23 protein-coding genes are annotated in these 19,566 nt (G+C 64.5%); 12 read left to right on the top strand and 11 right to left on the bottom strand.

Annotated features, from left to right (window positions below; translation table 11 throughout):
* On the top strand, positions 1–209 hold a 209-nt coding region (locus J3L12_RS12515; RefSeq protein WP_208013434.1), incomplete at its 5' end, for a hypothetical protein.
* Positions 210–375: 166 nt separating this feature from the next.
* Complete coding sequence (locus J3L12_RS12510) at positions 376–894, top strand: general stress protein (RefSeq protein ID WP_208015394.1); 519 nt, start codon at positions 376–378, stop codon at positions 892–894.
* Positions 895–999: 105 nt separating this feature from the next.
* Here J3L12_RS12510 and J3L12_RS12505 read toward each other — a convergent pair whose 3' ends face one another.
* Positions 1,000–1,365, bottom strand: coding sequence for a hypothetical protein (locus tag J3L12_RS12505; RefSeq protein ID WP_208015393.1), 366 nt, complete (start codon positions 1,363–1,365; stop codon positions 1,000–1,002).
* Between the two features lie 320 nt (positions 1,366–1,685).
* Between J3L12_RS12505 and J3L12_RS12500 the strand changes: the two genes are divergently transcribed.
* The 3 genes from J3L12_RS12500 to J3L12_RS12490 all read left to right on the top strand — a co-directional run bounded on the left by J3L12_RS12500 (position 1,686) and on the right by J3L12_RS12490 (position 4,139).
* The gene (locus J3L12_RS12500; RefSeq protein WP_243455205.1) at positions 1,686–2,885 is read left to right on the top strand and encodes a transposase; all 1,200 of its coding nucleotides are present in this window, start codon (positions 1,686–1,688) and stop codon (positions 2,883–2,885) included.
* Between the two features lie 190 nt (positions 2,886–3,075).
* Positions 3,076–3,546: a bacterioferritin gene (gene bfr, locus J3L12_RS12495; protein WP_208015391.1), complete on the top strand. Its 471-nt coding sequence runs from the start codon at positions 3,076–3,078 to the stop codon at positions 3,544–3,546.
* A 5-nt stretch (positions 3,547–3,551) separates the two neighbouring features.
* Positions 3,552–4,139: a DUF2270 domain-containing protein gene (locus J3L12_RS12490; protein ID WP_208015390.1), complete on the top strand. Its 588-nt coding sequence runs from the start codon at positions 3,552–3,554 to the stop codon at positions 4,137–4,139.
* Between the two features lie 26 nt (positions 4,140–4,165).
* On the opposite strand, the gene pgl is transcribed toward J3L12_RS12490, so the two are convergent.
* Genes pgl through J3L12_RS12470 form a run of 4 tightly spaced genes read right to left on the bottom strand, consistent with a single transcriptional unit; the run spans position 4,166 to position 6,889 of the window.
* Positions 4,166–4,816 carry a 6-phosphogluconolactonase gene (gene pgl / locus J3L12_RS12485; protein WP_208015389.1) on the bottom strand — a complete coding sequence of 217 codons (651 nt, stop codon included), beginning with the start codon at positions 4,814–4,816 and terminating at the stop codon, positions 4,166–4,168.
* Between the two features lie 35 nt (positions 4,817–4,851).
* A complete protein-coding gene (gene gnd, locus J3L12_RS12480) occupies positions 4,852–5,769 on the bottom strand; it encodes a phosphogluconate dehydrogenase (NAD(+)-dependent, decarboxylating) (RefSeq protein ID WP_208015388.1) in 918 nt (305 codons plus the stop codon).
* 11 nt (positions 5,770–5,780) lie between these two features.
* Positions 5,781–6,140 (bottom strand): DUF1634 domain-containing protein, encoded by a 360-nt coding sequence (locus tag J3L12_RS12475; protein WP_208015387.1) that lies wholly within the window; start codon positions 6,138–6,140, stop codon positions 5,781–5,783.
* Entirely contained in the window at positions 6,137–6,889 is a 753-nt protein-coding gene (locus J3L12_RS12470) for a sulfite exporter TauE/SafE family protein (RefSeq protein WP_347708895.1), read from the bottom strand. The genes J3L12_RS12475 and J3L12_RS12470 overlap by 4 nt, the downstream gene beginning before the upstream one ends.
* Before the next feature lie 113 nt (positions 6,890–7,002).
* Between J3L12_RS12470 and J3L12_RS12465 the strand changes: the two genes are divergently transcribed.
* On the top strand, positions 7,003–7,500 hold the full coding sequence (locus J3L12_RS12465) for a DUF1003 domain-containing protein (RefSeq protein WP_208015386.1): 498 nt from the start codon (positions 7,003–7,005) through the stop codon (positions 7,498–7,500).
* Entirely contained in the window at positions 7,497–9,383 is a 1,887-nt protein-coding gene (locus tag J3L12_RS12460; RefSeq protein ID WP_243455204.1) for an amino acid transporter, read from the top strand. Before J3L12_RS12465 ends, J3L12_RS12460 begins: the two co-directional genes overlap by 4 nt.
* Here J3L12_RS12460 and J3L12_RS12455 read toward each other — a convergent pair.
* The 6 genes from J3L12_RS12455 to J3L12_RS12430 form a co-directional block, all read right to left on the bottom strand.
* Positions 9,380–10,687, bottom strand: coding sequence for a HAMP domain-containing sensor histidine kinase (locus J3L12_RS12455; protein WP_208015385.1), 1,308 nt, complete (start codon positions 10,685–10,687; stop codon positions 9,380–9,382). The two genes, J3L12_RS12460 and J3L12_RS12455, sit on opposite strands and share 4 nt — an antisense overlap.
* Positions 10,684–11,340, bottom strand: coding sequence for a response regulator transcription factor (locus tag J3L12_RS12450; RefSeq protein WP_208015384.1), 657 nt, complete (start codon positions 11,338–11,340; stop codon positions 10,684–10,686). The genes J3L12_RS12455 and J3L12_RS12450 overlap by 4 nt, the downstream gene beginning before the upstream one ends.
* Positions 11,341–11,342: 2 nt before the next feature.
* Complete coding sequence (locus tag J3L12_RS12445; RefSeq protein WP_243455203.1) at positions 11,343–11,975, bottom strand: PepSY-associated TM helix domain-containing protein; 633 nt, start codon at positions 11,973–11,975, stop codon at positions 11,343–11,345.
* Entirely contained in the window at positions 11,962–12,501 is a 540-nt protein-coding gene (locus J3L12_RS12440; protein ID WP_208015383.1) for a DUF2271 domain-containing protein, read from the bottom strand. Before J3L12_RS12440 ends, J3L12_RS12445 begins: the two co-directional genes overlap by 14 nt.
* Before the next feature lie 277 nt (positions 12,502–12,778).
* Complete coding sequence (locus tag J3L12_RS12435; protein ID WP_208015397.1) at positions 12,779–13,234, bottom strand: hypothetical protein; 456 nt, start codon at positions 13,232–13,234, stop codon at positions 12,779–12,781.
* Between the two features lie 24 nt (positions 13,235–13,258).
* The gene (locus J3L12_RS12430) at positions 13,259–13,816 is read right to left on the bottom strand and encodes a hypothetical protein (RefSeq protein ID WP_208015382.1); all 558 of its coding nucleotides are present in this window, start codon (positions 13,814–13,816) and stop codon (positions 13,259–13,261) included.
* A 92-nt stretch (positions 13,817–13,908) separates the two neighbouring features.
* Between J3L12_RS12430 and J3L12_RS12425 the strand changes: the two genes are divergently transcribed.
* From J3L12_RS12425 to J3L12_RS12405, 5 genes are all read left to right on the top strand, one after another.
* Positions 13,909–14,703: a M90 family metallopeptidase gene (locus J3L12_RS12425; protein ID WP_208015381.1), complete on the top strand. Its 795-nt coding sequence runs from the start codon at positions 13,909–13,911 to the stop codon at positions 14,701–14,703.
* 64 nt (positions 14,704–14,767) lie between these two features.
* Complete coding sequence (gene zwf, locus J3L12_RS12420) at positions 14,768–16,210, top strand: glucose-6-phosphate dehydrogenase (protein ID WP_208015380.1); 1,443 nt, start codon at positions 14,768–14,770, stop codon at positions 16,208–16,210.
* Positions 16,210–18,492 (top strand): glycoside hydrolase family 15 protein, encoded by a 2,283-nt coding sequence (locus tag J3L12_RS12415; protein WP_208015379.1) that lies wholly within the window; start codon positions 16,210–16,212, stop codon positions 18,490–18,492. The genes zwf and J3L12_RS12415 overlap by 1 nt, the downstream gene beginning before the upstream one ends.
* A gap of 5 nt (positions 18,493–18,497) precedes the next feature.
* The gene (locus J3L12_RS12410) at positions 18,498–19,118 is read left to right on the top strand and encodes a Rieske 2Fe-2S domain-containing protein (RefSeq protein ID WP_208015378.1); all 621 of its coding nucleotides are present in this window, start codon (positions 18,498–18,500) and stop codon (positions 19,116–19,118) included.
* Between the two features lies 1 nt (position 19,119).
* The gene (locus J3L12_RS12405; protein WP_208015377.1) at positions 19,120–19,545 is read left to right on the top strand and encodes an EamA family transporter; all 426 of its coding nucleotides are present in this window, start codon (positions 19,120–19,122) and stop codon (positions 19,543–19,545) included.
* The last annotated feature ends 21 nt before the right edge of the window (positions 19,546–19,566 follow it).

Below are 19,566 nucleotides of genomic sequence, written 5' to 3'. Positions count from 1 at the left end.
CGGCGTGTCTCAAGTTCTGTGCCCATAAGACCTGGTCAGAGCGTATGTCCATCGAAAGGTTGTTGTCTCAACTAACCCGTTTTTTCGGTGCCAAGAAACGCCATCACCGTACTGAACTTGGCTTTACCGCTTGGTGGGCTTACCTCATCATCGCCCTGAACCTCATCGCTGCTTCCCCAGACCTGTGTATAGCTGACATCGTTTTGTGACTAGCACCAGTGATTACACTACCACTGGCCCAACGAAAAATGCAAGTCCGGACGCAATATTTACCATTTCTTTACCTCTCGAACCCAATATGGACGGTGTGGTTGGCGAAATCAAACAGGGGTTCATGCTGAGCACGTGCCTTTTCGCTAACCAAAGGAGGTCAAGATGAGCGAGTACGTAGTGAGCACAGTTTTCCCAACCCACCAGGCTGCCGAGGAGGCGGTGCGCAAGATGGGCGATGCGGGCCTGCCTATCAAGCAGGTTTCGATTCTCGGGCAGAACCTGCAATCTACCGAAAAGGTACACGGTTTTGTGACCACCGGGGACGTGGCCAAGGGGGCCGCGGGCGTGGGGGCCTGGGTTGGTGGAATTTTCGGGCTCCTGGTGGGGGCAGCCTTTCTCTGGATTCCCGGCGTGGGGCCTTTGATTGTGGCCGGCCCGTTTGTGGCCAGCCTGATTGCGGGCCTCGAGGGGGCCGTGCTGGGGGCGGCTGGGGGTGCGCTGGTTGGGGCCCTGATTGGCTACGGGGTAAGCCGGGACAAAGCCCTGAAGCTGGATTCCTCCATCAAGGCCGGTAGCTATGTGGTGCTGATGCACGGCAGCGAGGACGAGGCCAACCGCGCCAAGGATCTGCTGGGTGCTCAGGGTGGGCAGGGGGTGAGCCTCGAGGCTAAAGCCTCCTGAAAAAGTTGTCTAGCGGGGGCCGCCCCCAGGGCGGCCTTGTGTATTGGCAATGCACCGAGTTATTTGTGCTGATTCTGATAGGCAGCCTGCTGGGAGGGCAGTCATCTAAACCGCACGCATAAGGGGGTGACTGACCAGCAATGAAGCGGGAAGAGCTGGGCTGTGTCCCATGGTTTGGTAGCTGTAAAGGATGCTCTGCCACAGCAGCGCTTCTTCTTCCTCGCTTGGTTGGGCTATTCGCACCCAGCCTGGGTATACCGGGTGCGGGAATACCACGGAAGCACGAAAGTGGCATTGTGGATGGGGCGGCAAACCATAAACCATGTGGTCGGCCTCTATCACTTCCAGAAAGAGCCTGCCCGGAAGCATTGGACTGCCGTGATAGAAGCGTTCAGTTGCACCCTCGAGCTCGGTTTGAACCCCCTCCAGGCTGTGCGCTAGCAACAGCAGGCGCTCGTGCAGATCGAACATTACCGGCCTCCTTGAGCTAAGAGCATGGTTTAGACTGGTAAAAACCGAGTAAAGGTCGGTAAAAAACGGTTCTTTACCGAAACCTAACCTTTGGGGTCTAAGTTGCGCCAGGGTAGAAATGCGATGCCGCCAAATGCTGCAAATATGTGCCTGGCGCAATTCCCTACGGGTGTTTCGGGGCAGCGTGCCGCATTTCAACTGATTGGGGTCTGGGGCGTGAGTCCCCGACCAAGCTGCAGTTTGGTCGGGGAGGGATAGCCCCAGGCCGCCGTCAGGCGGCGATACCCACTCGCCCCTGCTTGATGTGCTATACTTTGCTTATGCAGACCCTCACGCTCCGTTGCACCTTGAAGCCCACCCCTGAACAGGCGGCGGCTTTGGAGGCCACAGTGCGGCGGTTCGCCGAGGGCTGCAACCACGCGCTCAGGGTGGCCAAGGAGAAGGGGGAGTTCCGCAAGTTCGGGTTGCAGCGTTTGGTCTATAGCGACCTCCGGGCAATGGGGCTCTCGGCTAACCTCGCCATCCAGGCCATCTTTCGCGTAGCAAAGAAAAGGGGCAGCCGGGCGAAGTTCTACCAACCCACCTCCTGCGCCTTCGACCAGCGCACCCTCTCCCTGCGGGGCGAGGCGGTCTCGCTGACCACGGTATCTGGCCGTATGGTTATCCCGATGAAGCTCGGGAACTACCAGCGCGGGGTGCTGAAGCGGGCCAAAAGCGTGCAGGGCGGGGTGCTGACCAAGGGGCCGAAGGGAAAGTGGTACATCCACCTCTCCCTGCGGGTAAAGACCCCTGAGCCCCCCAGCGGTGGGGGCAGGGTGGTGGGTGTTGATTTGGGTCAGAAGGCCCTGGCCACCCTCTCCAGCGGGGTTCGATTCTCCGGCGGTTCCCTGAAGGGGAAGCGTTTGCACTACCGGAACAAGCGGGCCGAGGTCAGAAGCAAGCTGGATACCCAACGCACCAGAGGCGTACAGCGCCTCTGGGCACGGCTTAGGGGTAAAGAGCAGCGCTTTGTAAATCACACCCTTCACACCCTGGCACGGCGGATTGTGGACAGCCTGGAACCTGGGGACACCCTGGCTGTTGAGGATTTGACCGGGTTGAGAGGCCGCACCACCAAACGCGGCAAAACAGAGCGCCATCTGCATGGCCTCTGGCCCTACGCCCGCTTCCGCTCCCTGCTGGAGTACAAAGCAACCCTGAAGGGGGTGCGGGTGGTGGCGGTAGACCCCCGCTACACCAGCCAGGCGTGTCCCCGCTGCGGCCACATTGCCCAGGAGAACCGCCGGAGCCAGGCGCTGTTCCGCTGCAGCCAATGCGGCTTCCAGCACAACGCAGACTGGGTGGCTGCACACAACATTGCCCTGCGTGCACGGGCTTTGCCCGTCCCAAAGGGGATCGTCGCCCAAAGAGCAGGCTCGATGGGCAAGGGCCGTTGTAAACCGGCCCGGATTCTGAGGGTGTCTTCTCTGCATCGTCTTTCCTCGGAAAGCCCTAACCAGAACGCGTTAGCGTTTGGTTAGGGTGGTTTACCTTTGCCCCCGGAAGCCCAGGGGTAGTAGTCTGGTGCTATCCACCACCGGGGTTGGGCAGGTTCGAATCCATGCCTTACTGCCCCCCCGAGTGGTGGTACTTGGAGGCATTACGGCCTGGTACTTTGAACCCTGAGCGTAAGAACGAAGCCTTGAGCAAACCAATGTATAGGAGGCAACCATGCAAGGAAACGCCGAAGTGATTGTGCAGCTCAACCACCGCCTGTCCGAAGAGCTGGCCGCCATCATGCAGTACATGGTGCACGCCGAGATGTGTGAAAGCTGGGGCTACGCGAAGCTCTCAAAGCACCTGGAGGCTACCGCCCGCACCGAGATGCGCCACGCCGAGGCCCTGATTCAGCGCATCATCTTTCTCGAGGGCACCCCCAATGTGGCCAGACTGGGTGAGATTCGCATCGGGGCTAATGTCTCCGATATTGTGCTCAACGATTACGACGGCGAGCTGCTGGGTGTGCGAGGCTACAACCAGACCATGGCCCTGGCCGCCGAGGTAGGCGACAACGGTACACGGGAGATGCTGGCCGAGATTCTCAAGCAGGAAGAGGCCCACATCGACTGGCTCGAGGCCCAGCGTAGCCTGATCGAGCAAATGGGCCTCTCCAACTACCTCCTGGCCCAGACTGGGGAATAGGGCGCGTGGAGTTAAACACCAAAGACCAGAACACGGCCCTCATTCACCTCTACCGAGGCGAGGTTGCCCGGATGGCGGTCTACCGCACCCGGCTCGATACCACTACCAACTGGGCCGTGGGCACCACGGCGGCCATGGTCTCTTTTGCCCTGGGCAACCCCCAGATGCCACACTTTGTATTTGCACTTGCGCTGGCTCTAGATGCCATCTTCCTCTGGATGGAGGCCCGCCGATACCGCTATTACGAGCTGGTGCGTTACCGGGTGCGTTTGATGGAGGCCGGCTTCTACCCGCAGGTGCTGGGTGAAAGCGGGGGCGATTGGGTGGATCGGCTGCTACAAAGCCTCAAGCGCCCGGCACCACCGGTCAATCGGCGGCAGGCCCTGGCAGTGCGGTTGCGCCACAACTACCTGTGGCTTTTTTTGGTGGTCTACGCGGGCTGGGTGCTCAAGCTCGAGCTGCACAGCCCAGGCCTCCTCAGCGGGGCCGCAGTGGGCCGGTTGCCGGGCGGCTGGGTCTGGGGCTTGGCTGCGGGGCTTCTGCTATTGTTAGTCGGGCTGGCGTTCTCCTACCGCCCGGCGGATGACGAGTAGTGCCTCCCACAGATGGCGGGATTCGCTCAGACATTGGGATGAGGATAGGCCGCCCGGTCGCATAGAAGGAGCCGCCTGGGGGCGGGAATCTGGTTGGGTGGCAAGGGTGTTCGGGCCAGCACCTGGCGCAGGGTCTCGCGTTTGCCCTCACCGGTAACCACGAAAACCAGCAGCCGGGTCTGAGACAAGGCTTTAGGGGTAAGAGTTACCCGTTCTGGCGGGGGCTTGGGAGCGTTGTATACCGGGGCTACCAGGGTCTCGTAGTTTGGGTGTCCAGGGAACAAGCTCGCAGTGTGCCCGTCTTCGCCCATACCTAGCACTACCAGCTCAAAGGGCAGGAGGGCTCGTACCACCGCTTCCATTTGAGAGGCGGCTTCGCTAGGCCCCAGCTCGGCAGGGAAGCGGTGCAATGGCGCTTTTTCACCCAGCGCGGCAAGGATTTGCAGATCATTTCGGAGTGGGGAAGAGGGCTTTACGCAGCGCTCATCTGAGGGGATCAGGTGTATTTGTGGCCAGGGAAGTTCGAGGCGGGCCAATAATTGGTAGGCCGGCAATGGGGTCTGGCCGCCCGCTAGCACGGCGCTACCACCCCTTTGCAAGTGCTCGGCCAGAAGGTCGGCCAGAGCCTGGGCTACTTCTTCCGTGCTGGTGCAGGTTTGCACCTCGAGATCTGCCATCCTTGCCCTTTCTGGTGATGGGTCTAATACGCGGCCTAAGAAGCGCTCGGGTCTTGTGTTTCCACCGCATGCCCGCCGAACAGGTGTCGCATGAGCGATAGCAGGCGGCGATCAAAGCCATCCTGGTCCTGACTCTCAAATCGGGTAAAGAGTGCCTGGGCCGTAACTGGAACCGCCACTCCCAGCTCTAGCGCTTCCTGCACCATCCAGCGGCCCTCGCCAGAGTCGGCCACTACCGGGGCGATACCTTTCAGGTTGGGGTCGGCCTTCAGACCCTCGGCCAGCAGATCCAGCAGCCAGCTTCGGATGACCGTACCGTAGCGCCAGGCTTCGCTGAGCTTCGCTAGGTCAATCTGGAATTCCTGCTTCTGGTGCAACAGGTGAAAGCCTTCAGCCAGGGCCTGCATCATCCCGTACTCGATACCGTTGTGAACCATCTTGGCAAAGTGCCCGGCCCCAACCGACCCCACGTGTACCCAGCCCCTATCGGGTGCCGGGGCCAGGGCTTTCAGAATCGGCACAAGCCTCTTTGCAGCCTCGGCCGGGCCGCCCATCATGAGCCCATAGCCCTCTTGCAAGCCCCAGACCCCGCCCGATACCCCCACATCGGCAAATAGAATGCCTCGTTCAGCTAGATGCATGGCCCGGCGCTGGCTGTCTTTGTAGAAGGTGTTGCCCCCGTCTACCAGCAGATCGCCGGGGTTCACCATCACGGCCAGGGTTTCCAGGTTCTCTTCTGTTACGGGGCCTGCTGGCAGCATGAGCCAGATGATGCGGGGCGGACTGAGGCGCTCGACCAGCTCCAGAAGGGAGGCTGCCGCCAGCAGACCCTCAATGGTCTGAACCACCTGGGGATTCTGGTCGAAACCCACCACCTGAAAGCCTCTTTGTAGTAGTCGGCGGGCCATATTGGCCCCCATCCGTCCAAGTCCCACCATGCCGATCTGGTTCATTGTTTTCTCCACTAACGTGTTAGGCTGTATAGCAAGACCCCCAACACCACAAGCGTCAACAGGGTGAAGACCCCATCGCGCTGCCGGGCAAACAGCAGCGCCGATAGCGCGACCCGCAGGATGGGGGTCAGGATGAGCAGCAGCAGTCCGAACTGAATCAGGTAGCGCGGCTCGAGCTGTCCCAATCCCTGGACAATACCCAAAGGCGTGCGAAGTGAAGCCGGCTCACTTCTGAAGACCGAGTAGTTGACGGTCTGATGCCCATGCTGGAGGAGCTCGAGCACCCCCCCAAGGAACACCACCGCTCCGGCCACTGCAACCCCCAGCCGCAGCAGGTTTCCGAGCCATACCTCCATTTGCTGGTCTTTCACAAACCACCCCGCAGACCCTGGTAAACCATCTGCACGCCCAGCAGGGCAATGACCCCAATAAACAAGACCCGCAGACGAGCCGGGGCGGCCCGAGTCAGGATACGCGCGCCGACCAGCGAGCCCAGCAGTACCCCCAGCATCACCGGCATGGACAGCACCGGATCAATATAGCCCCGGCTCAGGTAGATGCCTGCACTGGCCGCGGCGGTCACCCCAATCATGAAGTTGGAGGTGGTGGTGGAGACCTTGTAGGGCAGGCCCATCACCCGGTCCATGGCCAGCACCTTGACGGCCCCCGAACCGATACCCAGAAGCCCCGAGAGCATCCCCGCCACCCCCATCAGGCCCAGACCACCCAGCAGGTTGTGTACCTTGTAAGGCCTAGGGCCCTCCGGGGTAGGGTAGCTGGCTTCCATTCGCAGGCGCACCGCCAGGGGGTCGGAGGGGCGGGGGTCGGTGCGGGCCTCGCGGTTCACCTCCCGCAGGCTCAGGTAGGCAGAGTAGAGGAGCACCAGCCCGAAGATAAGGGCGACTACGCTCTTGGAGAGTATGCCCACCAAATAGGCCCCCAGCAAGGCCCCCAGGGTGGTGGCGACCTCCAGAAACATGCTGATGCGCAGGTTGGAATACCCCTCCCGCACATAGGCCGAGGCGGCCCCGCTCGAGGTTGCAATCACCGAGACCAGTGAGGCCCCCAGCGCATAAAGAAGGTCTACCTTGAAGCCCAGCATCAGCAGGGGAACCAGCACCACCCCCCGCCCAGCCCGGTCAGGGCCCCAATCAGCCCGACCAGCAGGCTGCCCAGGAAGAGCAGAAGGGAAAACTCGAGCGCGGACATGCCGACGGGCGTATTCTATACTGCATGCAGTTCCCACCTGCCATCAACGAACTTTTGAAAAAGCGCAAGCCCCTGCGGAACATCAACCAGGAACACCGCGACTCGCTCAGCCCGCTCGAGCGGCTGGCTCTCTGGATTACCGAGCACGTGGGCAGCAAGGGGTTTTTCCTGATCGTGTTTTTTTGGATCGTGCTGTGGCTCTCCTGGAACTTTCTGGCCCCGCCTCACCTCAAGTTCGACCCGCCGATGGCCTTCGTCTTCTGGCTTTTCCTTTCCAACATGATCCAGCTTTTTCTGATGCCCCTGATCATGGTGGGGCAGAACCTGCAAAGCCGTCATGCCGAGCTGCGGGCCGAGCACCACTTCGAGGTCAACGTGAAGGCCGAGGAGGAGATCGAGGCCCTGCTTCGGCACATCGAGTACCAGAACCGGCTTCTGCTGGCTCTGGTCATCAAGAACGGCCTGACCGCCGAGGAGGCCCTGCGGCTGGCCCAGGCCGAGGTTTCCAAAGAGCGCCCATGAGCCGTGCAAGGTTGAAGCGCTGGCTTTTTCATGCGCCGGAAACGGCACCCCACACCCTGCAACCCTGGTACAAGGTGATGTGCCTGACGGGGGTGGACTATTTTTCCACGCTGGGCTACCAGCCGGGCATTGCGGCCCTGGCCGCCGGGCTGCTCTCCCCCTGGGCCACGCTCTTTTTGGTGGTCTTTACCCTGTTGGGAGCGCTGCCGGTCTACTGGCGGGTAGCCGCCGAGAGCCCCCACGGGGAGGGCTCGCTGGGGATGCTCGAGCGCCTGCTCAAGGGTTGGACGGCCAAACTTGCGGTGCTGGTGCTGCTGGGTTTTGCCGCCACCGACTTCATGATCACCATCACCCTCTCGGCTGCCGACGCCAGCGCCCACATCATCGGCAACCCCCTGACCCCTTCCTGGTTGAACCAGCCCGTACCCCTCACCCTGGTTCTGGTGGCCCTGCTTGGCGGGGTTTTTCTACTGGGTTTTCGGGAGGCCATCGGGGTGGCGGTGGTGCTGGTGGTGCTCTATCTGGGGCTTTCGCTGTGGGTGGTGGCGGTGGGGTTTGCCGCGCTGCTGGCGCGGCCCGAACTCTGGCAGGGCTGGCTTGGGGCAGTGGCCCTGCGTTACCCCAGCCCCACCGAGGTGGCCCTGGCGGCAGCCCTGGTTTTTCCCAGGCTGGCCCTGGGGCTCTCGGGCTTCGAGACCGGCGTGGTGGTGATGCCCCAGGTACGGGGGGCCCCGGGCGATACCGAAGCCTGGCCCCGGGGACGCGTCCGCAACACCCGTAAGCTCCTGCTGGCGGCGGCCCTGATCATGAGCTTTTTTCTACTGAGCAGCAGCCTGGTCACCACCCTCCTGATTCCCCCCGAAGCGTTTCAGCCCGGCGGCGCGGCCAACGGACGGGCCCTGGCCTATCTGGCCCACACCTACCTGGGGCCAGGGGTGGCCTCGCTCTACGACCTCTCCACCATCCTGATCTTGTGGTTTGCAGGGGCCAGCGCCATGGCGGGGTTGTTGAACCTGGTGCCCCGCTACCTGCCCCGCTACGGTATGGCCCCCGAGTGGACCAAAATCCCAAGGCCCCTGGTGCTCTTCTTTACTGTTGTGGCCTTTTTTATCACCCTTCTCTTCCAAGCCAGCGTGGACGCCCAGGGGGCAGCTTATGCCACCGGGGTGCTGGCCTTGATGACCTCAGCTTCTCTGGCGGTCTGGCTCGCCGCGTTGCGTCGGGGGTTCTGGAGAGCGGCGGTGGGGTTTGGCCTGATCACCCTGGTTTTTGTCTATACCTGGGCGATGAACGTGCATGAGCGCTCCACCGGGCTCTGGATTGCCCTGCTTTTTATTGCTGCTGTTTTGCTGGTCTCGTTTGTTTCCAGGGTGCTGCGGGCCTTTGAGCTGCGGGTCTCGAAGGTGGAGTTTGACCAGGAGGCCCGGCGCTTCATCGCTCAGGCCGAAGGGGAGATTCGTCTCATCGCCCACCACCGGGAACGGGGCACCCTTTTCGAGTACAGCGCCGCCGAGAAGGAAATGAAGCAGGAGACCCATCTACCCGGCCAGGGCACGCTGCTCTTCTTAGAGGTTGGGGTGCTGGACCCTTCGGAGTTTTCCAGCCGGGTGAAGGTGGTGGGGGTGCAGGTGGGCCCTTACCGGGTGTTGCGCACCCAGTCGGCCAGTGTGCCCAATACCATTGCGGCCATTCTGCTGTATCTGCGGGATCAGACCGGCAAACGGCCCCATGTATACCTGGAGTGGGGCGAGCATAGCCCCTTCCAGCAGGCCCTGCGCTTTTTGTTCTTTGGTGAGGGCGATATCGGGAGCCTGACCCATGAGATACTGCGGCGGGCCGAGCCCGACCCGAGCCGGCGTCCGGTGGTGCACGTGGGAGGCTAACCCAAGATGGGCAGTGCAAACCCTATCCTGGCGCCGCCTTCACGCTGGTTTTGTGCCCAGACCCGCCCCCCGTGCCAGCGCACCACCGCTGCCACCAGGGCCAGCCCCAGGCCGCTCCCCTCGCTCGCATGAGGGCCCTGACGGAAGCGCTCGAAAAGCACTTGGGTTGGCCCTTGCAAGCCGGGCCCGGTGTCCCAGACCTCGAGGCAGCCCAAGCCCCCCTCGCGCCAGACCCGCAGCCCCACCCGGCCTGCGGGGGTGAACTTGAAGGCGTTTTCCAGAAGAGCCTGCAGGGCGGCTCTTAAGGCGGTGGGGTCGGCCTGCACCCGCAGGGGTTCGGGGGGCAGCTCGAGGGTCAGGGCCAGCCCTTTACGCTCAAAGAGCGGGCGCAGCCCCTCGGCGCTGTCAAAGGCCAAGGCGTCGAGCTCGAGGGGCTCCGGGCGCAAGCCCCCGGCCTCGGCCCGCGAAAGCAGCAGGAGCTTCTCCACCAGCTCGCGCAGCTCCTCAGCCCCCCGGCGGGCCTCCTGCACGGGGGGGCTTGGCGGCAGCTGCTCGAGCCGCCCCAGTAGCACCGTCAGGGGGGTGCGCAGGGCGTGGGAAGCGTCCTGGCTGAAGCGGCGCTCCCGCTCGATTACGGTCTGCAGGGCTTCCAGCAGCCGGTTAACCGCCCGGGAGAGCCGCCACAGCTCGTCGTGGCTTTTGGGTTCGGGTAGCCGGGCCTGCCAGTTGTGTTGCTCGGCCAGGCGCAGGGCCGAACGGGTCAGGCGGTCGGCGGGGGCCAGTGCCCGGGTGTTCAGGAGATAGCCCAGCCCAAAGGCCAGCAGCACCGCGCCGGGCAGCAGCAGCCACAGCAGGGCATCCAGCGAGCGCAGGGCCTCGTTCACCGAGGTGAGCGGCAGGGCGGCCAGCAGGTAGAGCTCCGTCCCCACCGGGGTACCCAGCAGCCGACGGCCCTCGAGGGTAAAGTACCCCTCGCGGGCCTGGGCCAGTCGGTTTAGCAGGCTGGGCTCGGGCAGGCGGCCCAGTGCATCCAGTACGCCTTCCGAGCCCGCCAGAATCAGGGTCAGCTCGGGCAGCAGCCGGGGGAGCACCTCCAGGCTCTGGTCGGGCAGCAGGCGCACGTCCCCCTCCAGCGGGTCACGGCCCACCAGTGGGCGGGCCAGGCTCAGGGCCCTGCTCAACTCGCGGTCCAGCCCGGCCAGCAGGCGCTGCTCGAGCCCGACGCGCAGCCAGAGCCCCGCAGCCCCCACCACCAGCCCCACCAGCAGGGCCGAGAACAGGGTCAGGCGCAGGCGCAGGTTCATCCCCGAAAACGATACCCCAGGTTGCGCACGGTCTCGATGGCCTCATCGGCCAGCTTGCGCCGCAGGTAGCGCACATAGGTGTCCACCGTGCGCGGTTCGATGCTGGCCTCGCCGGGCCAGCACTTTTCCAGCAGAACCTCCCGGGGGTAGTACCCCTCCGGGTGCAGGGCCAGAAACTCCAGCAGGGCGAACTCCCGCCCGGAAAGCTGCACCGGTCGGCCCTCCCACCAGGCCCGGCGCAGCTCGAGGTCGAGCTCGAGCCGCCCCACCCCGAGCCGGTTGCGGGCCTCCCCCTTGGAGCGGCGCAGCAGGGCCCGCACCCGCGCCAGCAGCTCCCCGGTATGAAAGGGCTTAACCACATAATCGTCGGCCCCGACCTCGAGGCCGGCAATGCGGGCTTCGGGGGCATCCCGCGCGGTGAGGATCAGCACCGGGAGCTTCCGGCCCGCTCCGCGCAGCCGCTGCAGCAGGGACAGCCCGTCCCCATCGGGCAGGCCCAGGTCGAGCACCAGCAGGTCGTAGGGAAAGCTCTCCAGCAGGCCCCAGGCCTCCTCGGCCAGGATGGCTGTATCCACCGCCCAGCCCTGCGCGCTCAACACCTCCTGTACCAGCCCGGCCAGGCGGGGGTTGTCCTCCACGAGCAACAGACGCATACCTACCGGGTGGTTAACATCAACAACAATAGCAGCCCACTGCCCACCAGTGCGGTCAGGACGGCGGCCTTCCGGGTCTTGCGCAGGAAGAGGGATAGGGCCAGGCCGCTCAGGGCGACAATCCCCAGAAAGCCCCCCGCCAGGTCAATCACCCAGCTCCAGGCGGCTCCTGCGTCGCGTCCCCGGTGCAGGTCGTTGAGCACGGCCACCGGGCCCTGGGCCACCACCCGCAGGGTATAGCTTCCGGTCTGTAACTGAATGAAAGCGTCGGCGGCGTATCCGGGTGCGCGGAAGCTCAGCGAGGCTTCCTGGGCATCCTGGGTGGTGTCCTGTACCTGGCCCTTCAGGCTGTGCTGGCTTCGCAGGAACTCGGCGGTTTTCAACCAGTCGATCTGGCCGTTGGGCCGCCAGGCTGAAGGCAGGGTTCCCTGGTAGGTGTGGGTGGTTTGGGTGTTGCCAAAGGCCCAGTCGGGGTGGTTGAGGGTGATGCCGGTAGCGGCAAAAAACAGCACCACCACCAGACTGATCATCGAAGTGTAGAGGTGAATCGAGCGTGCCCAGACGTAAGCCTGTGCCCGGAGGGGCTGACCTGCGCGGGTCTGTGCGACGGCATGGCTGGCTTTAATGGTACGCAAGGGTTACCTCCTTGAGGTCTTTGCCTGGGTAAACGACCTTGTTGAAGGTGCTCGTCGCCAGGGTGATGGGCTCCCGCATCAGCACATAAGGGCCATCCTCGCGGGCCGTTTCCAGGCAGACGAAATAGCTGCCCTGGGGAAGGGGGTTGCCTTTGTCGTCCCGGCCATCCCATACCAGGGTGTAGCGTCCGGGTAGGCGGGTGGGGCCGGAGACGGTGGGCGCGGGGTTGCCGAAGCGGATAAAGCGCCGCAGCTCATCCAGGTAGCGCCAGCCCTTGCGGGACTGGTTGAACCATACCGCCAGGGTGCGTACCGGCAGGCCCGAGGCGTTCTCGATCCAGGCGGCCACATAGGGGGGTTTGAATCTTCCGCCCCCAGGGTTGACAATCTCGAAGCTGATGTCGAGCTGCATGCGGGCCGGCAGGGGCTGGGCCAGGCTGCGGCCTGCCCAGAGGGTCAGGGCCAGGCCAGCGGCCCGGTAGATAAGGCTACGGCGGCTGATAGGGCTTTGGATTAGTTTGCGCATAAAACCTCGAGGGTGTTCGGTGAAATGCCTGGTGCGCCTACACCGGGTAGGGCATAACAGAAGACCTTTGCCGATGAAGCAACCTGCCCGCTTTAGGGGAAGCCTTGCAGGATGTCATGGCCGAGCCGTACTCGAGGGAGTCGGTGCGGCCTATCTGGCATGATTGCGTCCCTGGCCTCTCTGGCTCCGAGCCGCCCAGGAAGAGGCAGCCCTGGGGCAGTTTGCGGCTCCTGGGTTAAGATCTGGTAAAGCAGGGGTCTGGCCAATCTGTGGGGCATCAGTCGCTTTTGGAGCGGATTAACCGCCCATCCCGCCCGTCCAGCCACACCTCGCGTCCGGCCCCCTTGGCCTCCCAGATCAGGCGGCCCTCTTTGAGTTTGAGCTCGAGTTCCTCCAGCGAAGGCACCAGGCCTTTCGCCAGTGCCAGGGCCTGGCTGAAGGGCAAATGGGGCTGCCGGGTGTGCGGGGGGGCGGGTCGGGCCCGCAGGTAGGTCACCTGACCGTTCTGCGTATCCACCCAGACCTCAAACCCGCCCAGGCGGATCTCCCATACCTGCAGGCCCTCCCTGGGCTTTCGCTTGAACTCGGCTTTGTAGGGCTCCAGGGGCTGGTTCAGGTAGCGCTGGGCCAGCAGCACGGCCTGCTCGAGGCCAATCCTCCCCCCGGTTGGAGAGGGGAGGGGCTGGGCCAGCACGGCCCCGAGCAAGAGGAATAGCGCTGCAAGATGGGGCATACGTCCAGTCTAGCCCAGGGGTTCTCAGAACCCCCGGTTGGCCTTGATGATATCGAGCCCGGCCTCCGCCAGCTTGCGGGCCACCTCGGGCTGGCTGGTCTGTAGCCCTTTGGCTGCGCTGAGCAGATTGCGTACAGAGGGGTTGTTGTTGCGGTAGTAGGCCAGCTCGGCCTCGAGGCGTCCTACTTTCTGCTGGGCCCGGTAGGCCTGCTCGGCGCTCTTATCGGGGCGGGCAGCCTCCTTCTTGGGTTTGCCCAGGGTCTGTCCATTCAGAACCAGCGCGGCCTCGTAGACCTTTTTGGCTGCATCGGCCCGCTCCTTGGCGGCAAAGTACCGCTGGGCCTGCAAGTCGCTCTGGGCCTGGGTCAAAAGCGCATCGCCCTGCGAAAGCCAGGCCGGGGTATTGCTCAGGCGAAGGCCCTGCAGGTAGCTCTTGGCAGCCTGGGCCTTGGCGACTTCCTGGGTGGCTTTCTGCACCAGGCGCTGCTCGCTCCTCTGAGCGGGGCTCTGTACCGGGGCAGGGGTTGGGGTCTGGGCAATGGCCAGACCTAAAACCAGGGGCATCCATAGTAGTTGTTTCATGTTCACCTCTTCTTTGGCCTAAGGCCGAGCGAAGGGTAGCAGGCCAATGTGGGAAGGAGGTTGAGGGGGCGACCCTGCGGTAAGATGCAGGTATGTTCAGCCTCAAGGAGTGGCAGCGAGAGCACCTGCGCCGACAGCCTTTTCCGGCGGAGTGGGTGCCAGTTCTGGAGCGCAACGTGGCGCATTACCGCTTTCTGAGCCCCCAGGAGCAGCAGGCCTTGCAGGGCCATGTGCAGGTGTTTTTGCACGAGAAGCCCTTTGAGGGGTGTGGGGGCCTGGAGATCACCGATGAAATTCGGGTGACCATCGCCGCCGAGGCCTGTTTGCTGCTGCTGGGCGGGGCCAGCGACGGCTTCCCGCACTGCAACCGGGTTCTGGTCTACCCCAGCGCCTTTGTGTCCACGGTGACCCAGGTTTTGCCGGGGGGCGTGCTGGCCAAGGGCGAGGTGGCTCGGCTGGGGGAGTCCTGGGGCTTTGGCAACGTGGTGCTTTCCTGGGATGATGCCCTCCGAGGGGCGCGGGCCCTGGCCGGGGCGCACAGCGTGGTGCTGCACGAGTTTGCCCACCAGATCGACGAAGAGAACGGGGCCGCCGATGGGGTTCCCCGCTTGCGGGGCTCGAGGGGGGTCTACGCCACCTGGGCCCGCGTAATGCGGCAGGCCTTTGAGCAGCTGTCCCAGGAAAAGGCCCATATATCCTTTTCCAAAGAGGTGCTCGACACCTACGGGGCTACCCACCCGGCGGAGTTTTTTGCGGTGGCCAGCGAAGCTTTTTTCGAACGCCCTCAGGCGCTGCTGGCTCAGCACCCCGAGGTCTACGCCCAACTGAAGGGCTTTTATCGGCTCGACCCCCTGGCCTGGCAACAGCCACAACGAAGCGCTGGGTGAATCCCCCTCATCTGGGGGCACCCCTTTACCAAATCCTAACCAGAGAGCAAGAGCATATCTGGGTATGAACGCCCAGGTGCCTGCCGAAACCACGTTGGTCATCCTTGGGGCCACCGGCGACCTCACCCGGCGGCTGCTGGCCCCTGCGCTGTACCGGCTGTGGGCCAGGGGTCATCTGGAAGGGCTTCGGCTGGTAGGGTATGCCACGAGCGAGTGGGACGACGTCCTCTTTGCTCAGCACCTCGAGGCCGCCCTGCGCGAGTTCGTACCGGAGTTCGACCCTTCGGTCTGGGAGCGGATGCGGGGTCAGGTGCAGTACCTCTCGGGTGACCTGAGCCCCTCGAGGCTGGCCGCCCTGCGCGGCGCCGTTGGAACCAACACCCTCTTCTACCTGGCCCTGCCCCCCGATCTCTTTGGCCTCGCCGCAGAAGGGCTGGGGCAGGCCGGGCTGAACCAGGGGGCCCAGGGCTTTCGCCGACTGGTGGTGGAGAAACCCTTTGGCCACGACCTGACGTCCGCAGAGGCCTTGCGTACCCAGATGCACCGCTACTGGCGGGAAGAGCAGCTTTTTCGGATTGACCACTTCCTGGGCAAGGAGACCACCCAGAACCTCCTGGTTTTCCGCCTGGCCAACCGTTTCCTGGAGCCAGTCTGGAACGCTCAGCACATCGCCCAGGTGCAGGTTACCTACGCCGAGACCCTGGGTGTGGAGGGCCGCTGGCGCTATTACGACCGCGCGGGGGCCCTGCGGGACATGCTCCAGAACCACCTGATGCAGCTCTTTACCCTGGTGGCCCTCGAGCCCCCCTCGGTCTGGGACGCCGATATTCTGCGTGAACACAAGGTAGAGGTGCTGCGCTCGGTGCGGCCCATTTCGCCCGACCAGGTAGACGCCCATGCGGTGCGGGGGCAGTACATCGCCGGAAGCCTGAGGGGGCAGCGGGTGCCAGGCTATTTGCAGGAGGCCCACATCCCGCCCAGTTCCACCACCGAGACCTTTGCCGCTTTGAAGCTGTACGTGGACAACTGGCGCTGGCGGGGGGTGCCCTTTTACCTGCGCAGCGGTAAGCGGCTGGGGGCCGACTACGCCGAAGTGGCCATTGCCTTTCGCGAGGTGCCTACCCGGTTTTTTGGCGAGGCCCCTCCCCAGCACAACTGGCTCGTCTTCCGCACCAGGCCCGAGGAGTGCCTGGAGCTTTGGGCCTGGGCCAAGGAGCCAGGCTTGTCACTCAGGACGCGCTCGCTGGTTTTTGAAGCCCCCTACCAGCGCCCCGGTGACACCTCCTACACCGCCTACGAACAGCTTCTGCTGGACGCCTTGCAAGGCGACCGCACGCACTTCCTGCGCTTTGACGAGGTGGAGTGGGCCTGGCGGATTCTGGAGCCGGTGCTTGGGGCCTGGGTTCAGGGCCAGCCGGAGTCCTACCCGGCGGGCTCGGAGGGGCCGGTGGGCATGGGCCGCCTGATGGACGAGGGGCACGCCTGGCGGCCTTTGGGGAGAAACTGATGGAGGCTTTTGGCGCACCGGGCATTGCCCCGACCTGGGCTTCCAGCGACAAGGACCTGGTGGGCACCGCCCTGGGCACCAGCCGGGTCTGGTTTACGCTGGGGCACGGCATCCTCAACGAGGTCTTCTGGCCTTCTACCGGCGAGCCGCAGATCCGCGACCTGGGCTTTATTGTGGCCCGGGAAGGGGCCTGGTACGAGGTCAAGCGCCTGCGAAACTACACCCTGTCCACCCCCGCACCCGAGATTCCCCTGCCCCTTGTGGTGCACCAGGGGGAAGGGTATACCCTCGAGCTCGAATTTTTAGCCGATCCCGCACGAGACGTAATGCTGGTGCACTACCGGCTCCAGGGCGAAGGGTTCCGCCTCTACCCCCTGCTGGCCCCTCACCTGGGCGGCAGCGGTCAGGGCAACACCGCCTGGCTGGAAGGTGCTGCTCTGTATGCCCAGAAGGAAGGGGCCGCGCTTTGCTGGCTGGCCGAGCCCGGGTTTGCGCGGGCCAGCGCGGGGTTTGTGGGCTATTCCGACGGCTGGCAGGACTTCCGGCACAACGGGGCCATGACCTGGCAGTTTAGCCGAGCCCAGGGCGGCAACGTAGCCCTGATGGGCGAGCTGCTGACCGGCGAGGGGGTGCTGGCCCTGGGCCTGGCCCGCACCCCAGAGGGGGCCCACACCCTGGCCGCCTCGAGCCTGGCCGAGGGCTTTTCGTCCCTCAAGGCCCGCTACCTGAAGGGCTGGCAGGACTGGGCCCACCAGCTACAGATAGAGGGAGAGAATCCCCAGCTCACCGGGCTTGCCCGCACCTCGGCGATGGTGCTCAAGGTGCACGAAGACACCACCTACCCCGGAGCGGTGGTGGCCAGCCTCTCCACCCCCTGGGGGCCCACCCACGACGACCCCGGCGGCTACCACCTGGTCTGGCCGCGCGACGCGGTGGAGGTGGGGCTGGCCCTGCAGATGGCCGGTCAGGTGGCCGACGCAGGGCGGATGCTGGCCTATCTGGTGGCCACCCAGGCCCGCGATGGGAGCTGGCCGCAGAACTTTTACCCCGATGGCCGCCCCTACTGGCAGGGTCTTCAGCTCGATGAGGTGGCCCTGCCGGTGCTACTGGCGGCCCGGCTGGCCGAGGAGGGGCACCTTTCCGAGCGGGTCGGAGCGGCCCGGATGGTGCAGCAAGCCCTGCGTTTCATCGCAAATAACGGCCCCTACAGCCCGCAAGACCGCTGGGAGGAGAACGCCGGGGCCAATCCCTACACCCTGGGGGTGCAGGTCGCCGCGCTGGTTGCAGGGGCGGCCTTTCTGGAGGAGCCCGAGCGCAGTTACGCCCTTTCGCTGGCCGACGACTGGAACGCCCGCATCGAGGAGTGGACCTTTGTGCAGAACACCCCCCTCGACCAGCAGTACGGGCTGCGGGGCCACTACGTGCGCATTCGCCCACCGGGGGCGCTGGGCCTGCGGGGACGGGTACGGGTACAGAACCGCGGGGGCGAGTGCCTGAGCGCCCAAGAACTCATCAGCCTGGATTTCCTCTACCTGGTTCGGCTGGGGCTGCGCACCCCCCACGACCCCCGCATCCAGGACACCCTGCGCCTGGTGGAGGCCCTCTTGAGGGTCGAGACCCCAGGCGGGGTCTTTTACCACCGTTACAACCACGACGGCTACGGCGAGCATGCCGACGGTCGGCCCTTCGACGGGACGGGGGTGGGCCGGGCTTGGCCGCTGCTCTCAGGTGAGCGGGGTCATTATGCGCTTCTGAGTGGGGAGGACCCCCGGCGCTACCTCGAGGCCATGGCCCGCTCCGCGAGTGCGGGTGGGCTCATCCCCGAGCAGGTCTGGGATGGTGCGCCGATTCCCGAGCGGGGGCTCTTTCCCGGCAGGCCCACCGGCAGTGCCATGCCCCTGGTCTGGGCTCATGCCGAGTACCTGAAGCTCTTTCTGGCCTGGCGGAAGGGCCGTCCCGCCGAGCGAATCAGCTCCGTGGCCGAGCGCTATCAGCGCCCCCATCCGCCAGCGGTACTGCACTGGCGCAGCGATACCCCCTATATTGCCATCCCGCCTGGGCGCACCCTGCTGCTCGAGGAGGCCCGGCCCTTCGCCCTCCACTTTGGCTTCGACGGCTGGCAGGGCACGCAGGAGCTGGCCGCTGTCCCGGTGGGACTTGGGCGGTTTGGGGTCTTTTTGAAGGCCGATTTGCTGCAAGGTCATCGTTCGCTCGAGTTCACCCGCCGCTTTGAGGAGGGCTGGGAAGCCCAGAACCATACCGTGTTGCTTGCAAAGGAGTGATGGCAATGGAAGACCACGAAGAAGCCATGCGCGAAGCCGACGAAAAGGCCATGCCCACCCGCAGGGCGGTGCTGCAGGCGGCCATGGGCACCGCTGCAGTGGCCACACTGCTCTCGAGCCTTTACGTGGGGGCAGGGCTCATCCCCAGGGTCACCAAGACCCCCGAGAACGAGCCCCCGCAGGAGGGGGACATTCTGGTGTACGCCACCGGCGCCAAGATGAACCAGCCCATCCTGACCTCTGACCTGGCCGAGGGCGGGCCTTTTCAGCTGGCCTTCCCGATGGACCCCAAGACCCGGGTGATCCGCAACAAGGAGCCCAAGAACACCCTTTTGGTGCTCAAACAACCCCCCAGCAGCTACGACGCTAAAGTGGCAGCCCATGTGGCCCAGGGTGTGGTCTGCTACTCGGCCATCTGCACCCACCTGGGCTGCACGGTGAGCCTGTGGGACGCAGCGCAGAAGCTGATGCGCTGCCCCTGCCACGGAGCGCTGTACGACCCCCGGCAAGACCGGGTGGTCAGTGGGCCGGCCCCGCAGGCCCTGGCGCAGCTACCCATTCGCCTCGAGGGGGACCAGATCGTGGTGGCGGGTGCGTTTTTGGGCCCGGTGGGGGCGCAGGTCTAAGATGGCCGGGTGGGCGCTGTGGGCTTTGCTCTCCGCCTTCTTTGCGGCCCTGACGGCTATTCTGGCCAAGCTGGGGTTGCGCGGGGTGGACGCCGACTTTGCCACTTTGGTGCGTACCTTCCTGATCTTCTGGGCCCTGCTGGCATTTGTGGGCCTCTCGGGCAAGTGGATCAATCCCCTGAGCTTGCCGGGCCCGACCTGGCTCTTCCTGGGCCTCTCGGCGCTGGCTACGGGGGCCTCCTGGGTGGCCTACTTCCGGGCCCTGCAACTCGGGGAGGCCCACCGGGTGGCCCCGGTGGACAAGCTCAGCGTGGTGCTGGTGGCACTGCTGGCCATGCTCTTTCTGGGGGAACGCCCGAGCCTGCGCGACTGGCTGGGCATCGCTCTGGTCACCCTGGGGGTGCTGGTATTGGTTTTCAAGCGCTAGCCTCCAGCAGGCTTTTTGCGT

The organism is Meiothermus sp. CFH 77666 (genome assembly GCF_017497985.1).
Taxonomy (GTDB): domain Bacteria; phylum Deinococcota; class Deinococci; order Deinococcales; family Thermaceae; genus Meiothermus.
This window is presented reverse-complemented; position numbering and strand designations above follow the sequence as displayed.

Excerpts from the sequence above, each read along its gene's own strand:
- J3L12_RS12510 (WP_208015394.1), top strand. The coding sequence starts at position 376 with ATGAGCGAGTACGTAGTGAGCACAGTTTTCCCAACCCACCAGGCTGCC.
- J3L12_RS12505 (WP_208015393.1), bottom strand. The coding sequence starts at position 1,365 with ATGTTCGATCTGCACGAGCGCCTGCTGTTGCTAGCGCACAGCCTGGAG.
- J3L12_RS12500 (WP_243455205.1), top strand. The coding sequence starts at position 1,686 with ATGCAGACCCTCACGCTCCGTTGCACCTTGAAGCCCACCCCTGAACAG.
- bfr (WP_208015391.1), top strand. The coding sequence starts at position 3,076 with ATGCAAGGAAACGCCGAAGTGATTGTGCAGCTCAACCACCGCCTGTCC.
- pgl (WP_208015389.1), bottom strand. The coding sequence starts at position 4,816 with ATGGCAGATCTCGAGGTGCAAACCTGCACCAGCACGGAAGAAGTAGCC.
- gnd (WP_208015388.1), bottom strand. The coding sequence starts at position 5,769 with ATGAACCAGATCGGCATGGTGGGACTTGGACGGATGGGGGCCAATATG.
- J3L12_RS12465 (WP_208015386.1), top strand. The coding sequence starts at position 7,003 with ATGCAGTTCCCACCTGCCATCAACGAACTTTTGAAAAAGCGCAAGCCC.
- J3L12_RS12460 (WP_243455204.1), top strand. The coding sequence starts at position 7,497 with ATGAGCCGTGCAAGGTTGAAGCGCTGGCTTTTTCATGCGCCGGAAACG.
- J3L12_RS12455 (WP_208015385.1), bottom strand. The coding sequence starts at position 10,687 with ATGAACCTGCGCCTGCGCCTGACCCTGTTCTCGGCCCTGCTGGTGGGG.
- J3L12_RS12450 (WP_208015384.1), bottom strand. The coding sequence starts at position 11,340 with ATGCGTCTGTTGCTCGTGGAGGACAACCCCCGCCTGGCCGGGCTGGTA.
- J3L12_RS12440 (WP_208015383.1), bottom strand. The coding sequence starts at position 12,501 with ATGCGCAAACTAATCCAAAGCCCTATCAGCCGCCGTAGCCTTATCTAC.
- J3L12_RS12435 (WP_208015397.1), bottom strand. The coding sequence starts at position 13,234 with ATGCCCCATCTTGCAGCGCTATTCCTCTTGCTCGGGGCCGTGCTGGCC.
- J3L12_RS12430 (WP_208015382.1), bottom strand. The coding sequence starts at position 13,816 with ATGAAACAACTACTATGGATGCCCCTGGTTTTAGGTCTGGCCATTGCC.
- J3L12_RS12425 (WP_208015381.1), top strand. The coding sequence starts at position 13,909 with ATGTTCAGCCTCAAGGAGTGGCAGCGAGAGCACCTGCGCCGACAGCCT.
- zwf (WP_208015380.1), top strand. The coding sequence starts at position 14,768 with ATGAACGCCCAGGTGCCTGCCGAAACCACGTTGGTCATCCTTGGGGCC.
- J3L12_RS12415 (WP_208015379.1), top strand. The coding sequence starts at position 16,210 with ATGGAGGCTTTTGGCGCACCGGGCATTGCCCCGACCTGGGCTTCCAGC.
- J3L12_RS12410 (WP_208015378.1), top strand. The coding sequence starts at position 18,498 with ATGGAAGACCACGAAGAAGCCATGCGCGAAGCCGACGAAAAGGCCATG.
- J3L12_RS12405 (WP_208015377.1), top strand. The coding sequence starts at position 19,120 with ATGGCCGGGTGGGCGCTGTGGGCTTTGCTCTCCGCCTTCTTTGCGGCC.